Genomic DNA, 16348 nt, shown 5'->3' on the forward strand with positions numbered 1-16348 from the left:
ACGCACGGCGAACGACGCACACTGCGACCAAGAGGAGCCCCCCATGACACCCCCCGCGTCCGTCGGTGCGGACACCGACAACCCGTACGCGCTGGCCCATCTGGACGCCTTGGAGTCCGAGGCGGTGCACATCTTCCGCGAGGTGGCGGGCGAGTTCGAGCGGCCGGTGATCCTCTTCTCCGGCGGCAAGGACTCGATCGTGATGCTGCACCTGGCGCTCAAGGCGTTCACGCCGGCGCCGGTGCCCTTCGCGCTGCTGCACGTGGACACCGGGCACAACTTCCCCGAGGTCCTCGACTACCGGGACCGCGTCGCCACGCGGCACGGGCTGCGCCTGCACGTGGCCTCGGTACAGGAGTTCATCGACGCCGGCCAGCTCCGCGAGCGCCCCGACGGCACGCGCAACCCGCTCCAGACGGTGCCGCTGCTGGACGCCATCGAGCGGAACCGCTTCGACGCGGTCTTCGGCGGCGGCCGACGCGACGAGGAGAAGGCGCGCGCCAAGGAGCGGGTGTTCTCGCTGCGGGACGAGTTCGGCGGCTGGGACCCCCGGCGCCAGCGCCCCGAGTTGTGGCAGCTCTACAACGGGCGGCACTCCCCCGGCGAGCACGTGCGGGTCTTCCCGCTGTCGAACTGGACCGAGCTGGACGTGTGGCAGTACATCGAGCGGGAGAAGATCGAACTCCCGGCGATCTACTACGCGCACGAGCGCGAGGTCTTCTCCCGCTCGGGCATGTGGCTGGCGCCCGGCGAGTGGGGCGGGCCCCGCGAGGGCGAGCGCGTCGAGCGGCGCCTGGTGCGCTACCGCACCGTCGGCGACATGTCCTGCACCGGCGCCGTCGACTCCCAGGCCGCCACCATCTCCCAGGTCATCGAGGAGATCGCGACGTCCAGGCTCACCGAGCGGGGCGCCACGCGAGCGGACGACAAGCTGTCCGAGGCCGCGATGGAAGACCGCAAGCGCGAGGGGTACTTCTAACCATGACGAGCATCATCACCGGCCAGCCCGGGCCGACCGAACGGGCCCCGGCCACCTCGCTGCTGCGCTTCGCGACCGCCGGCAGCGTGGACGACGGCAAGTCGACGCTGGTGGGACGGCTGCTGCACGACTCCAAGTCGGTACTGGCCGACCAGTTGGAGGCCGTCGAGCACGCCTCGCGCCACCGGGGCAAGGAGGGGCCCGACCTGGCCCTGCTGACCGACGGGCTGCGCGCCGAGCGCGAGCAGGGCATCACCATCGACGTGGCCTACCGCTACTTCGCCACGCCCCGGCGCCGGTTCATCCTCGCCGACACCCCCGGGCACGTGCAGTACACCCGCAACATGGTCACCGGCGCCTCGACGGCCGAGCTGGCCGTGGTCCTGGTGGACGCCCGCAACGGCGTGGTCGAGCAGACCCGCCGGCACGCCGCCGTGGCCGCCCTGCTGCGCGTGCCGCACATCGTGCTGGCCGTCAACAAGATGGACCTGGTGGACTACGCGGAGCCGGTGTTCGCCGCCATCGCCGAGGAGTTCACGGCCTACGTCGCCTCGCTCGGCGTGCCCGGCTGGAGCACCGTGAGCACCACCGGCGCCGACGCGTGGTGCACGGCCATCCCGATCTCCGCGCTGGCCGGCGACAACGTGGTGACCCCCTCGGCCAACATGGACTGGTACGGCGGCCCCACGGTGCTCGAACACCTGGAGACGGTGCCGGTGGTGGCCGACCCGGCGCGGGACGTGGCCCGCTTCCCGGTGCAGTACGTCATCCGCCCGCAGTCCGCCGAGCACCCCGACTACCGCGGCTACGCGGGACAGGTCGCCTCCGGTGTCCTGCGCGTGGGCCAGCCCGTGGTGGTGCTGCCCTCGGGCCGCGAGTCCGTCATCGAGGGCATCGACGCGCTGGGTCACCCGGTGGACGCGGCCTGGGCGCCGCAGTCGGTGACGCTGCGCCTGGCCGACGACGTGGACGTCTCGCGGGGCGACCTGATCGCCCCGGCCGCCACCGCGCCCGCCCCCACCCGGGACGTGGCGGCGACCGTGTGCCACGTGGCGGACCGGCCGCTGCGCGTGGGCGACCGCGTCCTGCTCAAGCACACCACCCGCACGGTCAAGGCCCTCGTCAAGGACATCCCCTCGCGGCTGACCCTGGACGACCTCTCCCAGCATCCGGCACCGGGCGAGCTGGTGGCCAACGACATCGGCCGGGTGGTGCTGCGCACGGCGGAGCCGCTGGCGCTGGACGCGTACGCCGCGTCCCGCCGCACCGGCTCCTTCCTTCTGATCGACCCGGCGGACGGCACGACGCTGACCGCGGGCATGGCCGGCCAGGCGTTCGACGCCGCGCCGGCGGACGCTGACACGGCACCAAGCGGCAACCCGGAACGGGGTGTGTGAGATGGCAGGCGAGGCGTTCTCGACGTTCGCCAAGGAGGGCGGTCGCGTGGGCAGCGGCGCACTCGGCAGCGGTCAGGGTGGAGTCGGGCGATGTGCGCGCTGACCGCCCCGACCCCCACCACCCCCCGCACCCCCGGCCGATCGGCCGGGTCGCTCGTGCCCTTCCGTACACCGGAACCACCGCCGGGACCGCCGTGAGGCGCGCCCCGGCTCGCTGAGAGGAACCACCTCTGTGTCTGCCCTTCCCGCGCCCCGCGCCCGTAGAGCTCCCCGCCGCGTCCTGGCCCTCGCCTCCCTCGCTCCCCTGTTGATCGGCGCGCTCGGCGCCTGCGGTTACGGGTCGGACAAGGAGGACGACGGGAAGAAGCCCGCGGCCAAGGCCGAGGGAGCCAAGCTCGACGGCCTGGACTCGGTGCGGATCGGCTACTTCGCCAACGTCACGCACGCCACTCCGCTGGTGGGCATCCAGGAGGGCCTGATACAGAAGGAGTTGGGCGGCACCCAGATCAAGCCGTTCACCTTCAACGCCGGCCCCTCCGAGATCGAGGCGCTCAACGCCGGCTCGATCGACATCGGCTGGATCGGCCCCTCGCCCGCCATCAACGGCTACACCAAGTCCGGCGGCCAGAACCTGCGCATCATCGGCGGCTCCGCCTCCGGCGGCGTCTCGCTCGTCGCCAACCCGGACAAGATCAAGACGCCCGAGGACCTCAAGGGCAAGCGGATCGCCACCCCGCAGAAGGGCAACACGCAGGACGTCGCGCTGCTCAACTACCTGTCCGAGAAGGGCTACGACGTCGACGCCCAGACCGGCAAGGGCGACGTGTCGGTGATCCGACAGGACAACAAGGAGATCCCCACCACCTTCAAGCAGGGTGGGATCGACGGGGCGTGGGTGCCGGAGCCGACCGCCTCCAAGCTGGTGGCCGAGGGCGGCAAGATCATCCTCGATGAGCGCGACCTGTGGAAGGACGGCAAGTTCGTCATCACGAACGTGATCGTCTCGCAGAAGTTCCTCAAGGAGCACCCGAAGGTCGTCGAGGCGGTGCTGCGCGGTGCGGTGCGCACCAACGACTGGATCAAGGCCAACCCGGACGCCGCGAAGAAGCAGGTCAACGCGGCGCTGAAGAACCTGACCGGGAGCCAGTTGGACGACAAGGTCCTGGACCCGGCCTTCAAGAACGTGGACGTCACCAACGACCCGCTGGCCGAGACGCTGCGGGACGAGGCGGAGCACGCCGTGGAGGCGGGGCTGTTGGAGAAGCCCAAGCTCGACGGCATCTACGACCTCACGCTGCTGAACAAGGTGCTCAAGGCCGCGGGGAAGCCCGAAGTCAAGGATGCCGGGCTCGGCGCCAACTAGCACACGCTACGTGCCACCCCCCACGCGCCGCCCCCCACGTCCTGCCCCACCGGCCCCTTTCCCAGGAGGTGACGTCATGACCGCCACGCTCACCCAGCAGCCCGTCACGACGGAACGGACCAGCGGCTACGCCGCGCGCATCGATCACGTCTCCAAGTCCTTCGGCCGCTCCGGCGCCCGACAGCAGGTGCTCGACGACATCACGCTGGACGTCGCGCCGGGCGAGTTCGTCTGCCTGCTCGGCGCCTCCGGCTGCGGCAAGTCCACCCTGCTCAACCTGGTCGCCGGGCTCGACAAGCCGAGCATCGGCGCGATCGAGGTCCCCGACGGCCGGCCGGCCCTGATGTTCCAGGAACACGCCCTGTTCCCGTGGCTGACGGCCGGCAAGAACATCGAGCTCACGCTGCGGCTGCGCGGGGTGGCTCGGGCGCAGCGGCGGCCGGAGGCCGAGCGGCTGCTGGACCTGGTGCGGCTGGGCGGCGCGTACGGCAAGCGGGTGCACGAGCTGTCCGGCGGCATGCGCCAGCGCGTGGCACTGGCCCGGGCGCTGGCCCAGGACAGCAGGCTGCTGCTGATGGACGAGCCGTTCGCGGCGCTGGACGCCATCACCCGCGACGTGCTGCACGAGGAACTCACCCGCATCTGGGCCGAGACCCACGTCTCGGTGCTGTTCGTGACGCACAACGTCGGCGAGGCGGTACGGCTGGCCCAGCGCGTGGTGCTGCTCTCCTCGCGGCCGGGTCGGATCGCCCGCGAGTGGCAGGTGGACATACCCCAGCCGCGGCGTATCGAGGACGCCGCCGTCGCCGACCTGTCCGTCGAGATCACCGAGCAGCTCCGTGGGGAGATCCGCCGCCATGGCCAGCACTGACCACTCCTCCCCCGCCCCCTCCGGGCCCCCGGCCACCACCGACTCCCCGGCGGACGACGGGGCCGCCGCGGGCGTCGCCACCGCCAGGGAACCGGTCGCCAAGGGCTCGGGCTCCGATCAGCTCGCCGGCCTGGAGGCGGGCCTGGACGCGCTGGAGACCCGCGCCAGGACCCGGGTGCCGCTGGCCCGGGTGCTGCTGGACCGGGTGGTGCCGCCCGTCGTCGCCATCGCCCTGGTGCTGACGGCGTGGCAGCTCGCCTACCACTTCGAAGTCAAGCCGCACTACCAGCTGCCCAGCCCGGCCGAGGTGGCGCGGGCCCTCCAGGACAAGTGGCTGGACGGCACGCTGCTCGGCTACGTCTGGGAGAGCGTCTCGCGCGGCGCCCTGGGCTTCGCGGCCTCGCTGGTCATCGGTACGCCGCTGGGGCTGCTGGTGGCGCGGGTGCGGTTCGTGCGCGCGGCCATCGGCCCGATCCTCTCCGGCCTCCAGTCGCTGCCGTCGGTGGCCTGGGTGCCGGCGGCGATCATCTGGTTCGGCCTGACCAACTCCACCATCTACGCGGTGGTGCTGCTCGGGGCGGTGCCCTCGATCGCCAACGGACTGGTGGCCGGGGTCGACCAGATCCCGCCGCTGTACCTGCGCGCGGGCCGCACCATCGGCGCCACCGGGTTCGCCGGCGTACGCCACGTGCTGCTGCCGGCCGCGCTGCCCGGCTACATCGCCGGGCTCAAGCAGGGCTGGGCGTTCTCCTGGCGCTCGCTGATGGCGGCCGAACTGATCGCGACCTCGCCGGAACTGGGCACGGGTCTTGGCCAGTTGCTCGACCAGGCCCGGGTGGACTCGGACATGTCGCTGGTGCTGGCGGCGATCCTGCTCATCCTCATCGTGGGCATCGGCATCGAGTTGCTGATCTTCGCGCCGATCGAGCGACGGGTGCTGCGCAGCCGCGGCCTGCTCGTCAGCAACCGCTAGGGGCACCCGGATGCACGCGACAGCACTGGTGGTCATCGCGCACGGCAGCCGCGACCCGCGACACGCGGCGACCGTCACCAAGCTCACCGCCCGGGTACGGAGGCTGCGGCCCGGGCTGCGGGTGGAGGTCGGCTATCTGGACTTCTGCGCGCCGAGCGTGCCACAGGTGCTGTCGCGGCTGGCGGCCGAGGGCGTACGGGAGGTGGTGGCGGTGCCGCTGCTGCTGACCCGCGCCTTCCACGCCAAGGCCGACCTGCCCGCCGTGCTCGACCGGGCCCGCGCCGCGCTGCCCGCTCTGGCCGTGCGGCAGGCGGCGGTGCTCGGCCCGTCGGCGCTGCTGGGCGCCGCGCTGGAGCGGCGCCTCGCGGAGGCCGGGGTGGCACCCGGCGACCGGGGCACCACCGGGGTCGTCCTGGCCTCGGCGGGCTCCTCAGACCCGGAGGCGATCGCGGTGATCGCAGAAATCGCGCGGGAGTGGCGGCACACCGGTTGGTGCGCCGTGCGACCCGCGTTCGCCTCCGCGGCGGCCCCGCTCACCTCGGTCCCCCGGACCGAGGACGCGGTACGGGCGCTGCGCGCCGACGGCGCCCGACAGGTCGCCGTCGCCCCGTACGTCATCGCGCCCGGACGGCTGCCGGACCGTATCGCCGAGGGCGCCGCGCGGGCCGGCGCCGAGGTGCTGGCCGACGTCCTGGGCCCGGCGCCGGAGGTGGCCGCGCTGCTGGTGCGCCGCTACGAACAGGCGCGGCGGGCACGAGCGGTACGCACGTCCTCGGGCGTACCGCTCAGCGCCTGATCCGCGTCGGTCGGGGCCCGGGCCGGGGAGGGTGACCGGCCGGGACGGGTTCGGGCGCGCGCCGTGCTCTGCTCCACGGCTGGTCGCCCGGCGTGCGGTAGGGGTGCGCGGACAGGGTGGCTGACGCGGGGTCAGCGCGAGGTGCGGCGCAGCGCGTGCCGGACGCCGCCCAGGGCCGCGCCCAGGTGGCGCCGGACGCGGGTGGTGGCCTGGCGGCCGGCCTCGCGGGCCATGAACGCCAGCAGCGGTCCCGCGCTGGCCTTGGTGATCAGCGCGAAACAGTCCGTCGGGCCGATGTGCTCGGCGAAGAACCCGTCGAGTTCGGGGTCGCCGCTGCGCGGTGTCTGTCCGTAGAGCTGGGACATCAGACCGCCCAGGGCCTGTCGGATGACGAGGTGGTCGGCGTCGATGTCCTCGGGGCGGTGTCCGAGCCAGCGCATGGCCGCGACGCCCAGCCCCTGGACGTCCGGCGGCACCGGGCGATCCGGCTGCGGGAAGACGCGGTCGGGTCCGAAGGTCTTGGTGAATCCGGCGTGTATGCCCGGGTTCTGGGTCCGCAGGATCACGTACGTGTGTCCGAACGGGTTGCGTAGCAGGACCTCGGTGATGAGGAACCTCGCCTGGACCCGGGCGGTGAGCTTGGAGCGCCGGTGCGCGGGCAGCAGGCCCGCCGCGTCCAGGTAGACCACGCGCTGGCCGAAGAAGCGCTGGCGCTGGTAGCCGGCCCAGCCGACGACCTCGTCGTCCGGGGCCAGGGTCAGGGTGAAGTTGGAGACCTGGTCGAAGAAGTTCTGTTCCTTGCGCGCCTTCCAGTAGGTGGAGTGGTCGGTCTCGAAGGTGCGGGTGGCCACGTCGGCCACCACGTCGAAGATCCGCTCGCGGCAGTCGTCGGCCAGCTTGGCCGGGGTCGTCCAACTGGCCGAGCGGTAGCCGTTGTGCAGGTTGCGCACCTTGGGCGGCGCCGAGAATCCCCGCAGATCGGCTGCACTCAGTCGTAACGTGCCCACTGTCAGTCGTCCTCGCTTCTCGTGGCGGGTGCCAAGATCACGAGCCAGCTTAAGCACGCTACGTTGCGGTAGGGTAACTCGCCGGCCAACAGAGCTCTGCCCAACTCCCCTCAATAGCCGCAGATGGGCAAGGGTGTGACCGACGCAACGCGCGACGGCGGGGCTCGGAACGCGGGACTCCCGGGAGGCGGGGCGACCCTCCTGGGTGGCGGTACCGCCACCTCGGCGACCCGCTGGACCCGGGGCACGAACGCGGCCGGCCGTCGCGCCCCGTGGGGGTTGGGCGCGACGGCCGGACACGTGGGGGCACGCGGACGACCGGCCCACGCGCCGCTCCCCCGGACGGGCCGTCAGGACGGCCGACCCGAGGAGACTCGAAACTCTCGCCGAACAACGGTGGCCCGCACAACCAAGTTCAGGCGTTGTGACATATCCAACGCCCGCCTTGTCGCTCATACGCTGGGAAACACGCACACGTCGGGCAGGGCCGTTGGCAATAACTGACACTTTTTACCCGCGTGCCCTGCGCGCGCGCCGACGCGAACGTCGACGGGCGAACGTCGACGTGGGGACGTCCGCGCGTGAACGTCTCCACGCGGGCGGGTGCCGACGCGGCGACGGCCGGCGCCGCCGGCCGCCGGGCCCGGGAGTGGGCCGGCGACCGGCGGCGCGGTAGTTCCGTGGCGACGCGCGGCGGGACGCCCGGAGCCTCGCCGGGGCGGCTGACGGCCGGCCCGGTCGGCCACTGGCGCGCGTGGTCGGTCAGTTCGTCAGGAAGGCGCGGACGCGGCGGTTGACCTCGTCCGGGTTCTCGATGAAGGGGAAGTGGCCGACGCCCCGCAGCATCGCGGCGTCCGAGCCGGCGGGCAGCGCGGCGACGATGTCGGCGAGAGTGGCCTCGTCGACGCTGGGGTCCTCGCTGCCGTGCAGGTACAGCGTTGGCTGGGTGGGCAGTTCGGTCAGCAGGTCACCGCCCTCCCACCGGTCGGTGCCGTAGGTGTCCACGGGGAAGTTCTGTCGGTACAGCTCCAGCGCCAACCGCAGCCGCTCCGGCTCCCGTACGGCGTCCTTGCCCGCCTCGATGTCGGGGGTCAGGTCGACGCCGGGCAGCGAGCCACGCCAGTAGTTCCACAGCCAGTCCAGGTAGGCGAAGTCGTGCTGCGGGACGATCTGTTCGGCGACGGCCATCTGGAAGAAGAAGAAATGTCCCAACTTGTGGATCATCGCCGGGTCCAGCGGCTTGAGGAAGCGCATCGGCGGGATCGTGGCCACCACGACCTTCGACCACCGCCGCGGCGCCTGGGCCACGGCGCCCCACGTGGTGTAGGCGCCCCAGTCGCTGCCGAGGATCACCGCGTCGGCGTCGCCGCCCAACGCCTCGTGCAGGCCGTTGGCGTCGGCGACCAGGTCGGCCAGCCGCATGCTGCCGTCCGAGGGGATCTGCGTGGGGGCGAAGCCCCGCATCGACGGTGCCACGGCCCGGTACCCCGCCTCGGCCAGGACCGGTATCAGGTGTCGGTAGACGCTCGGCGTCTCGACCATGCCGTGTAAGAGGAGCGCGAGGGGACCCTCACCCTCCTCGACGAACGAGAAGTCAATTCCATTGGCGGTAACGCGGTTGTGGCGCACGAAGCCCACCCTTCGCTGAACGGGACTGGAACGAACGTTCCATCCAGACCGTAGCACCGACTGGAGCGAACGTTCCACCGATAAGCTGTTCGGCATGGTCGCGACACTGGGCACCCGGGCACGGATTCTTCTCGTCACCTCGCGGCTGATGCAGCGGCAGGGATACGAGGGGACCGCGATCAAGCAGATCGCCACCGAGGCGCAGGTCGCGCTCAGCTCCGTCTACCACTTCTTCCCGCGCGGCAAGCAGGAGTTGGCCACGGCGGCGGTACGCCACGCCGACGAGCACTTCGCGCTGATGCTGCGGGACGCGTTGGCGACCGAGGACGACCCGGCCGACGCGGTGGTCGCGCTCGCCTGGGTCGTGGCCGAGTACCTGCGCGACTCCGACTGGCAGGAGGGCTGCCCGCTCACGGCCACCGCGCTGGAGACGGTGGGCCGGATTCCGCAGATCCAGGAGGCCGTCGAGGAGGCTTTCGAGCGCTGGCGCACGCTGGTCGCCGACAAGCTGCGCGCGTGCGGCATCGCCGAGCAGGACGCGCGCGACCTCGCCCAGACGGTGATCAACACCCTGGAGGGCGCCGAACTCTCCGCGCAGGTCTCGCGGTCCGCCGAGCCGATGAACGTCGCCGGCCGACACCTGGCACGACTGATCAACACCTACCGCTAGCACGCGGCCCCGACCCGCCCCGAGGCACGCTCCAGCGGGCCGGGGCCGGCGGGCCGCACCCCGGGCCCGCTGGGTGGCTGCCGCCAGCCGCTGCGCGTCGCGCCGCCGGCCCTGGCGGACCCGGCTCGTCCGGCCGCGCACCGTTCCCCCGTCGAAGGGCGGGGATTGTGGCTCCACGCTTCACACGGGCAACCCCCGCATCACGCTCACCATCCTCTCTGGAGCGGAGGTCTCGACGGTCTTGAGGGTCCTCCGGTCGACGACGAGGAGGACCATCGTGATCCGTCTCCCGCGCCTGCTGACCGCCACAGCGGCGGCACTCGCGCTGGCGGCCGGGCTGCCGGAACTGGCGCACGCCGCGCCCAGCCCGGTGCCACAGCAGCAGACCGGCCCGTCCCTACGCGCCGCCGCCCCGGACGCGGCCGGCGCGCCCCTCCCGCCCGGCTGGCGGATCGACCACCAGGGCACCACACGCCACCTGGTGTGGCGATCGCGCGAGCCGCTGCCCATGGGCGACGCCCGCGTCGAGTTCTACGCCGGGCAGCGGCTGCTCGGGCGGCCGGTGGTCGAGCGCGACGGGCGCACGCTGCGCCTCGCGCTCGACGACGCGCGAGGGCCGTCCACGACCGACCTCCAGGTGCGGGCCGGGGGCCGCCGGTTGGACGCGATACCCGGACAGCGCGCCCCGCGCACCGCCCGGCCGCAGACCCCCGCGCCGCTGCCACCGGCCCTGCCGGCCAACCCGGTCGACCCCGGCAAGCCGGGTCCCTACCGCACCACCAGCGGCGAGTACGCCCTGCCCGACGTGCGGCTGCCCGACCTCCCCCAGCCGGTGGAGATGCGGGCCACGGTCGTCGGTCCGACCAACGCGCCCGGACGACGCCCCCTGGCCCTGTTCCTGCACGGCCGCCACTACACCTGCTTCGGCGGCCCGGAGGAGGAGAGCGGCGACTGGCCCTGCGCGGCCGGCAGCAAACCGGTGCCCAGCTACCGCGGTTACCTCCAGGCCCAGAAGCTGCTCGCCTCCCAGGGGTACGTGACGGTCTCCGTCTCCGCCAACGGGATCAACGGCCAGGACTTCGTCGCCGAGGACGGCGGCGCCCAGGCCCGCTCCTCGCTGGTCCGACTGCACCTGGCCCGCTGGGCCGACTGGGCCGGCAGGCCCAAGGGGACACCGGCCGCGGTGCGCGCGGTGGCGCCGGCCGACCTGTCCCGCGTCCTGCTCGTGGGCCACTCCCGGGGCGGCGAGGGCGTGAACCGCGCCGCGATGGACAGCCTGGTCAGGCCGCCGGCCGCGCGGGACGGCTACCGGGGCCCAGTGCGCTGGCGCATCCGGGGCAACGTCCTGATCGGCCCGACCCTCTTCGGGCACAACCCGGTGCCCGACGTTCCCTCGGCGACCCTCCTGCCGGGCTGCGACGGTGACGTCTCCGACCTCCAGGGACAGCTCTACGCCGACGCCACACGCGGCGTCAGCCGGGGTGAGGCCCTGCATAGCGCGCTGTACGTGGTGGGCGCCAACCACAACTTCTTCAACACCGAGTGGACGCCGGGGCAGGCCCAGGCGCCCGCCGAGGACGACTTCTACCAGGACGAGACCCCGGACCGGGTCTGCGCGCCGGGCACCAGGACCCGACTGAGCGCCAGGCAGCAGCAGGCCGCCGGCGCCACCTACATCGCCGGCGCGGCCCGCCTGTTCGTCGCGGGCGACGACCGGGTGCGCCCGCTGTTCGACGGCACCGGTCGCAGCGCTCCCTCGGCCGGCCCCGCGCGGGTCCTCAGCCACGCCCTGGGCGGGCGACGCGCGCCGCTGGTCGTACCGGAGCCCTCGCTGCGCCTCACCGGCGCGCGGCTGTGCGCGCAGGTGACCATGGACGACGCCGCCGCCTGCCTGCCGAGCGGGGGCCCGGGGGCGTCGCCGCACTTCGTGTCCTGGCAGGCGCCCGAGGAGCCGGGCCGGCAGGCCGTCGCGCTGCGCTGGTCCAAGCCCGGCACCCCGGCCCGGATGGCCCTGCCCCGGCCCCGGTCGGTGGCCGGCGCCCAGGCGTTGGCGCTGCGCGTGATCGTGCCGCCGAACAGCACCGGCACCGCGCTGGACGTCACCCTCACCGACGCGGCGGGCCACCGGGCCACGCTGGGCCGGGTGCGGGTGGACGGCCTGCCGGGCACCGAGCGGACCGCCGCCCACTGGGGGCGCGAGGTGCGGGTACCGCTGACGGCCGCCACCCGGGCCGGGCTCGACCTGACGCGGGTGGCGTCGCTGGAGCTGACGCCCCGTAACCGCTCCGGACGGGCCTGGCTCCTCGACGCGTGGGGCTGGCGCCCCGGCACGGCCGCGGTGCGCCCGGCCGACCTGACCCGCGTGGACGTCGGCCTGCTGGAGGTCAAGGAGGGCGACTCGGGGACGCGTACGCACCGGGTGCCCGTCCGGGTCTCGGGCCGCGGCAGCGGGCAGGTCGAACTCTTCGTCGCCGACGGGCACACGGGCGAGGTCACGCACCGCACGGTGACGGTGCGGCCGGGCGGCCCAAGCGTCGATGTCCCGATCGCGGTGACGGGCAACACCCGCTACGGCTACGACGAGCGGCACAGCGTCTACGTCAAGGCGATCCGTGGCACGGTGGTCGGCGCGGACTCCGGCGGACTGCTGGTCCACGACGACGACCCGCTTCCCAAGGTCACGGTGACCCCGATCCGGGACAAGGTCACCGAGGGCGAGGCGCTGAGCTGGCGGGTGACGCTGTCCGAGGTGGCCGACGCGCATGTGCGGTCCGTGTTCTCCCTGCGGCCTCCCACCAGCGGCGCCGAGTTGTCCAGCGTGGACGTCGACCGCACGTGGTTCGAGGAGGTCTTCTACGAGGAGCAGACCCCGGCCCGGCCCCTGTCCCAGGCGTCCGAGCCCCCGGTCATCCCGGCCGTCGTGGAGGCGGGCCAGCGCAGCGTGGTGGTGCGGGTGCCCACCGTGGCGGACGGGATCGCCGAGCCCGAGGAGACGCTGCGGGCCCAGTTCGTCACCTTCGACGACGACGACGGCGAGTACCCGGGGCCGGTGGTCACCGGGACCGTACGGGACGCCTCCTAGCGCCCCGGTCGGGCGCGGGCACCGCGTGACCTCCCGCGCCACCGGGGTCGCCGCGCGCGGTCCGGTCGCCGGGTGAGGGCGTAACGGCCTTACCCCTGAAGGGTGTTGGGCCACGGCCCCGGGAGCGCCGCGCTCCCGGGGCCGTGTCGCGCGCGGGCCACGCCCGGGGGCGAATTCGCTTGCCCGCGCGGGCGACGCCGCCCTACCGTGCCCCGTGTGGATCTCTTCTCGCACACCTGGGCGGCCTTGCGTACGGCGGTCGCCGAACTCGCCGACGAGGACTTCGCTCGCCCCTCGGGCTGCGCCGGCTGGCTCGTCCAAGACCTCGTGTGCCACCTGGTCATCGACGCGCAGGACGTGTTGATCACCCTGGCCACCCCCGCCAGCGCGGAGCCGACCGTCGACGCGGTGACCTACTGGAGCGTGACCGACCAGCCGCCGACCGGCGACGACCCGCTGGACGCGCTGATCGTGCGGCTGGCCGCCGCGTACGAGCAGCCGCACCTGCTCAAGTTCCACCTGGACGACGTCGGCTCGGCCGCCGGGCGCGCCGCCGAACTCGCCGACCCCCAGGCCCGGGTGAGCACCCAGGACATGGTCCTGACCACGCGCGACTTCCGTACGGCGTACGTCCTGGAGTGGACGATGCACCACCTCGACCTGATCGCCCACCTGCCGGACGCGGCGGACCCGCCCGCCGAGGGCCTGGCGCACGCGCGCGCGACGCTGGAGACGATCGCCGGCGCCCCCTTCCCCGCCTCCCTCACCGACAAGGACGCGCTGCTGGTGGGCACCGGTCGCCGCGCGCCGACCGACTCGGAGCGGTCCGCCCTGGGCGGGTTGGCCGCGCGCCTGCCGTTCGTCATCGGCTGACCCGCCCCATCGACTGACCCGCCCCGGCCACGCCCGCCCCCACCCGAGGCTCCGCCAGTCGGAGCGCGACGGTCCGGGGCGGGGCCTGTCGGCTCAGGGCCCCGGGGGCGACGACCGCCGGGGCCGGGCCGTTTCCGGGACCGGCCGAGCTCGCGCCCGCTCCCCTCGTAGCCCCGGGCCGGAAGTCCCGTCGCTCGCTCGGCCGTCGGGAGGTGGCACCCGACGCGGTAGCGCCGGCCGGCGCGAGGGCGACGCCTCTCATCTCCCGGGCCGCGCGCGAGCGCGACAGGCACCCGGCACACCGCCCGGCACCGCGCGGCAGCCCGCCCGCGCCTGTCCCGTCGGGGTCGCGTACACCGGCCTCGCGTGGAAGGCGCCGCCAGCGACGTCGCCGCCGCCGCGCCCCGCCCGCCTCCTCGACCAGCGAGCCGCCGCGCGAGCCAACGACGGTGCGGGCCAGTCGCGTTGGGCGGGCGTGACCACGGTCGGCGCGGGTCCGTGACGAGGATCTCGGGAGTCGGAGGCGGCCGAACGCCCCCACGGCGCGGCGTCGGCTTCGGGGCGGTTCGACAGGACCCGCTCGACGCCCGCGCATCCGCCCGGCCACCACCCGTTGGCGCGTGCGTCCCCGCGTCGGTCCGCCCCGCGCGTCCACGCCCCCGCCTCGCGCGCCCCCGCGCGCGAGCGCCCGCCCCGGGCACGTCGGTTCACGCGCGGGGCTCGCCCCGACCGTGGCGCGGGGCCGGCGGCGCGAGGTCGCTGAGGCGCAGGATCGGTTCGAGCAGACCCGGGAAGCGGTCGCCCAGCGCGTCGGCGCGGGGCCTGATGCGCCGGTGGCGGCCGTCGACGGTCATGCTGACCAGCCCGGCCTCGCGCAGGATGCGGTAGTGGTTCGAGAGGGTCGACGGCGGCACGTCCAGCCCGTCGGCGAGGGCGGCGCAGGTCGACTCGTGGGTGACCCAGGCGCGGCGTACCAACTCCAGGCGCACCGGGTCGCCGAGTGCGTGCAGGACTCCCGCGAGTGTCAGTGACTCGCGCGCTGGCTCGGGTAGCGGTCGCATGCCCCGACCCTACCCCACTATTCGACAGTTCGGGATTCTCGAACTATGGTGCGCGGGACATTCGCGTCGAGACAGGGGACGGCGTTGACCACACACCAGACCACCACCCACACCGGCCCGCCCACGGGCGCGGCCGAGGGCCCGAACCGGGCGGCACTGCTCGCGGTGACCTGCCTGGGCCAGTTCATGGTGCTGCTCGACAGCACGATCGTCGGCGCGGCACTGCCCGACATGCGACAGCGGCTGGACGCCGGGCTGAGCGACCTCCAGTGGATCGTCGACGCCTACGTGCTGCTGGTCGCCATGCTGCTGTTGGTCGGCGGCGTCTTCGCCGACCGCTTCGGCCGCAAACGACTGTTCCTGACCGGCGTCGTGGTGTTCACCCTCGCGTCGGTGCTGTGCGCGATCGCGCCCACGACCGGTTGGCTGATCGCCGGACGGGTCGTCCAGGGCGTCGGGGCCGCCGCGCTGAGCCCCGCCTCGATGGCCCTGCTCGCCAACGCCTACCCCGAACCACGGGAGCGGGTCCGGGCGATCGGGCTGTGGGCCGGCCTCAGCGGCATCGGCCTGGCGGCCGGCCCGCTGGCCGGCGGCGTACTGGCGGACGCCTTCGGCTGGCCCGCCATCTTCCTCGTCAACGTGCCCGTCGGCGCGCTCCTGTCGCTGGTCGGGGCGCGCGTCCTGGGTGAGTCCCGCAACCCGGACGCGCCGGCCATCGACGTCCCGGGAACGGTGCTGTCCGTCCTGGGTGTGGGCACGCTGGCCTACGGGCTGATCGAGGGCGGCTCCCGGGGCTGGGCCTCGGCGCCGATCCTGGGCAGCTTCGTGGCGGCGGCGGTCTTCCTCGCCGCCTTCGTCCACGTCGAGGCCCGCACCCCGACACCGCTGCTGCCGCTACGGCTGTTCCGGCAGCGGCTGTTCGCGGTGTCGAACGCCGCGATGGTCGTGGTGGGCTTCGCCCTCATGGGCTCGGCGTTCTTCTTCTCCCAGTTCTTCGTCTCCGTCCAGGGCAGTTCGGTGCTCCGCGCCGGCCTCCAGACCCTGCCCGCCACCCTGGCCATGGTGGTCGTCAGCCCGTTCGCGGGCCGGCTCGCCGCCCGGTACGGCTTCCGGGGCGTGGTCACCACCGGCCTGGCACTGGCCGGGCTGGGCCTGCTGACGCTCGCCACCGTCCACGCGCGGACCCCGTACGCGAACGTGTGGTGGCGGCTGGCCGTCGTCGGCGTCGGGTTCGCCCTGACCATGTCCCCGCTGACCGGCGCCGCCATCCAGGCGGTCAGCCCCCGGGAGGGCGGCCTGGCCTCCGGGATCAGCGGCGCCACCCGGCAGATCGGCGCGGTGCTCGGCGTGGCCGTGCTCGGGGCCGTCGTGCGCACCCGACAGTCCGCCGGCGCGTCCTTCGAGGCCGGTCTGAACAGCGCCTTCGCCGTGGCCGGCGCCGTCACGCTGGCCGGCGCGGCCCTGACCGGCCGGTGGCTGACCGGGCCCCGGCCCAGTTCCCCACCGCCCGGGCCCACGGAGGGCGCCGCGCCCACCGACCCGGGCGGGCGGGCCGCCGATCCGGGCGGGCGGGCCGCCGATCCGGCCCACGCCGCCACCCGGACCGCGCGACCCGAGAGGTAGGAGGCCCCGCGCGGCGGGCAGGGG

At 73.9% G+C, this 16348-nt stretch carries 13 protein-coding genes; 10 read left to right on the forward strand and 3 right to left on the reverse strand.

The features are described from left to right. Nucleotides 1–43: 43 nt before the first annotated feature. From cysD to ACFVFR_RS17230, 6 genes are all read left to right on the forward strand, one after another. Nucleotides 44–979, forward strand: coding sequence for a sulfate adenylyltransferase subunit CysD (gene cysD / locus ACFVFR_RS17205; RefSeq protein ID WP_383702284.1), 936 nt, complete (start codon nucleotides 44–46; stop codon nucleotides 977–979). A gap of 2 nt (nucleotides 980–981) precedes the next feature. Next, a complete protein-coding gene (locus ACFVFR_RS17210) occupies nucleotides 982–2376 on the forward strand; it encodes a sulfate adenylyltransferase subunit 1 (protein ID WP_383702286.1) in 1395 nt (464 codons plus the stop codon). Between the two features lie 232 nt (nucleotides 2377–2608). After that, a complete protein-coding gene (locus ACFVFR_RS17215; protein WP_383702288.1) occupies nucleotides 2609–3739 on the forward strand; it encodes an aliphatic sulfonate ABC transporter substrate-binding protein in 1131 nt (376 codons plus the stop codon). Between the two features lie 76 nt (nucleotides 3740–3815). Further along, nucleotides 3816–4610, forward strand: a complete 795-nt coding sequence (locus tag ACFVFR_RS17220) for an ABC transporter ATP-binding protein (protein ID WP_383702290.1) — start codon at nucleotides 3816–3818, stop codon at nucleotides 4608–4610. Further along, nucleotides 4597–5583, forward strand: a complete 987-nt coding sequence (locus ACFVFR_RS17225; RefSeq protein ID WP_383702292.1) for an ABC transporter permease — start codon at nucleotides 4597–4599, stop codon at nucleotides 5581–5583. The genes ACFVFR_RS17220 and ACFVFR_RS17225 overlap by 14 nt, the downstream gene beginning before the upstream one ends. A 10-nt stretch (nucleotides 5584–5593) precedes the next feature. Continuing rightward, nucleotides 5594–6379: a sirohydrochlorin chelatase gene (locus tag ACFVFR_RS17230; protein WP_383702294.1), complete on the forward strand. Its 786-nt coding sequence runs from the start codon at nucleotides 5594–5596 to the stop codon at nucleotides 6377–6379. A gap of 131 nt (nucleotides 6380–6510) precedes the next feature. Here the strand turns inward: ACFVFR_RS17230 and ACFVFR_RS17235 are convergent, their stop codons facing one another. Further along, nucleotides 6511–7386 carry a hypothetical protein gene (locus ACFVFR_RS17235; protein WP_383702296.1) on the reverse strand — a complete coding sequence of 292 codons (876 nt, stop codon included), beginning with the start codon at nucleotides 7384–7386 and terminating at the stop codon, nucleotides 6511–6513. Between the two features lie 762 nt (nucleotides 7387–8148). Further along, nucleotides 8149–9015: an alpha/beta fold hydrolase gene (locus ACFVFR_RS17240; protein WP_383702299.1), complete on the reverse strand. Its 867-nt coding sequence runs from the start codon at nucleotides 9013–9015 to the stop codon at nucleotides 8149–8151. A gap of 94 nt (nucleotides 9016–9109) precedes the next feature. Between ACFVFR_RS17240 and ACFVFR_RS17245 the strand changes: the two genes are divergently transcribed. The 3 genes from ACFVFR_RS17245 to ACFVFR_RS17255 all read left to right on the forward strand — a co-directional run bounded on the left by ACFVFR_RS17245 (nucleotide 9110) and on the right by ACFVFR_RS17255 (nucleotide 13640). Further along, entirely contained in the window at nucleotides 9110–9685 is a 576-nt protein-coding gene (locus ACFVFR_RS17245; RefSeq protein ID WP_383702302.1) for a TetR/AcrR family transcriptional regulator, read from the forward strand. 277 nt (nucleotides 9686–9962) lie between these two features. Then, a complete protein-coding gene (locus ACFVFR_RS17250) occupies nucleotides 9963–12767 on the forward strand; it encodes a hypothetical protein (RefSeq protein WP_383702304.1) in 2805 nt (934 codons plus the stop codon). 216 nt (nucleotides 12768–12983) lie between these two features. Further along, nucleotides 12984–13640 (forward strand): maleylpyruvate isomerase N-terminal domain-containing protein, encoded by a 657-nt coding sequence (locus ACFVFR_RS17255; protein WP_383702306.1) that lies wholly within the window; start codon nucleotides 12984–12986, stop codon nucleotides 13638–13640. A 707-nt stretch (nucleotides 13641–14347) separates the two neighbouring features. Here ACFVFR_RS17255 and ACFVFR_RS17260 read toward each other — a convergent pair. Continuing rightward, nucleotides 14348–14701 (reverse strand): ArsR/SmtB family transcription factor, encoded by a 354-nt coding sequence (locus ACFVFR_RS17260; protein ID WP_383702308.1) that lies wholly within the window; start codon nucleotides 14699–14701, stop codon nucleotides 14348–14350. A gap of 186 nt (nucleotides 14702–14887) precedes the next feature. Between ACFVFR_RS17260 and ACFVFR_RS17265 the strand changes: the two genes are divergently transcribed. Further along, nucleotides 14888–16324 carry an MFS transporter gene (locus tag ACFVFR_RS17265; RefSeq protein ID WP_383702410.1) on the forward strand — a complete coding sequence of 479 codons (1437 nt, stop codon included), beginning with the start codon at nucleotides 14888–14890 and terminating at the stop codon, nucleotides 16322–16324. The last annotated feature ends 24 nt before the right edge of the window (nucleotides 16325–16348 follow it).

This window comes from Streptomyces sp. NPDC057702 (assembly GCF_042799315.1).
Classification (GTDB): domain Bacteria; phylum Actinomycetota; class Actinomycetes; order Streptomycetales; family Streptomycetaceae; genus Streptomyces.

Coding starts and splice junctions, on each gene's coding strand:
- ACFVFR_RS17230 (WP_383702294.1), top strand. CDS start 5,594: ATGCACGCGACAGCACTGGTGGTCATCGCGCACGGCAGCCGCGACCCG.
- ACFVFR_RS17265 (WP_383702410.1), top strand. CDS start 14,888: ATGGTGCTGCTCGACAGCACGATCGTCGGCGCGGCACTGCCCGACATG.
- ACFVFR_RS17220 (WP_383702290.1), top strand. CDS start 3,816: ATGACCGCCACGCTCACCCAGCAGCCCGTCACGACGGAACGGACCAGC.
- ACFVFR_RS17245 (WP_383702302.1), top strand. CDS start 9,110: ATGGTCGCGACACTGGGCACCCGGGCACGGATTCTTCTCGTCACCTCG.
- cysD (WP_383702284.1), top strand. CDS start 44: ATGACACCCCCCGCGTCCGTCGGTGCGGACACCGACAACCCGTACGCG.
- ACFVFR_RS17225 (WP_383702292.1), top strand. CDS start 4,597: ATGGCCAGCACTGACCACTCCTCCCCCGCCCCCTCCGGGCCCCCGGCC.
- ACFVFR_RS17210 (WP_383702286.1), top strand. CDS start 982: ATGACGAGCATCATCACCGGCCAGCCCGGGCCGACCGAACGGGCCCCG.
- ACFVFR_RS17260 (WP_383702308.1), bottom strand. CDS start 14,701: ATGCGACCGCTACCCGAGCCAGCGCGCGAGTCACTGACACTCGCGGGA.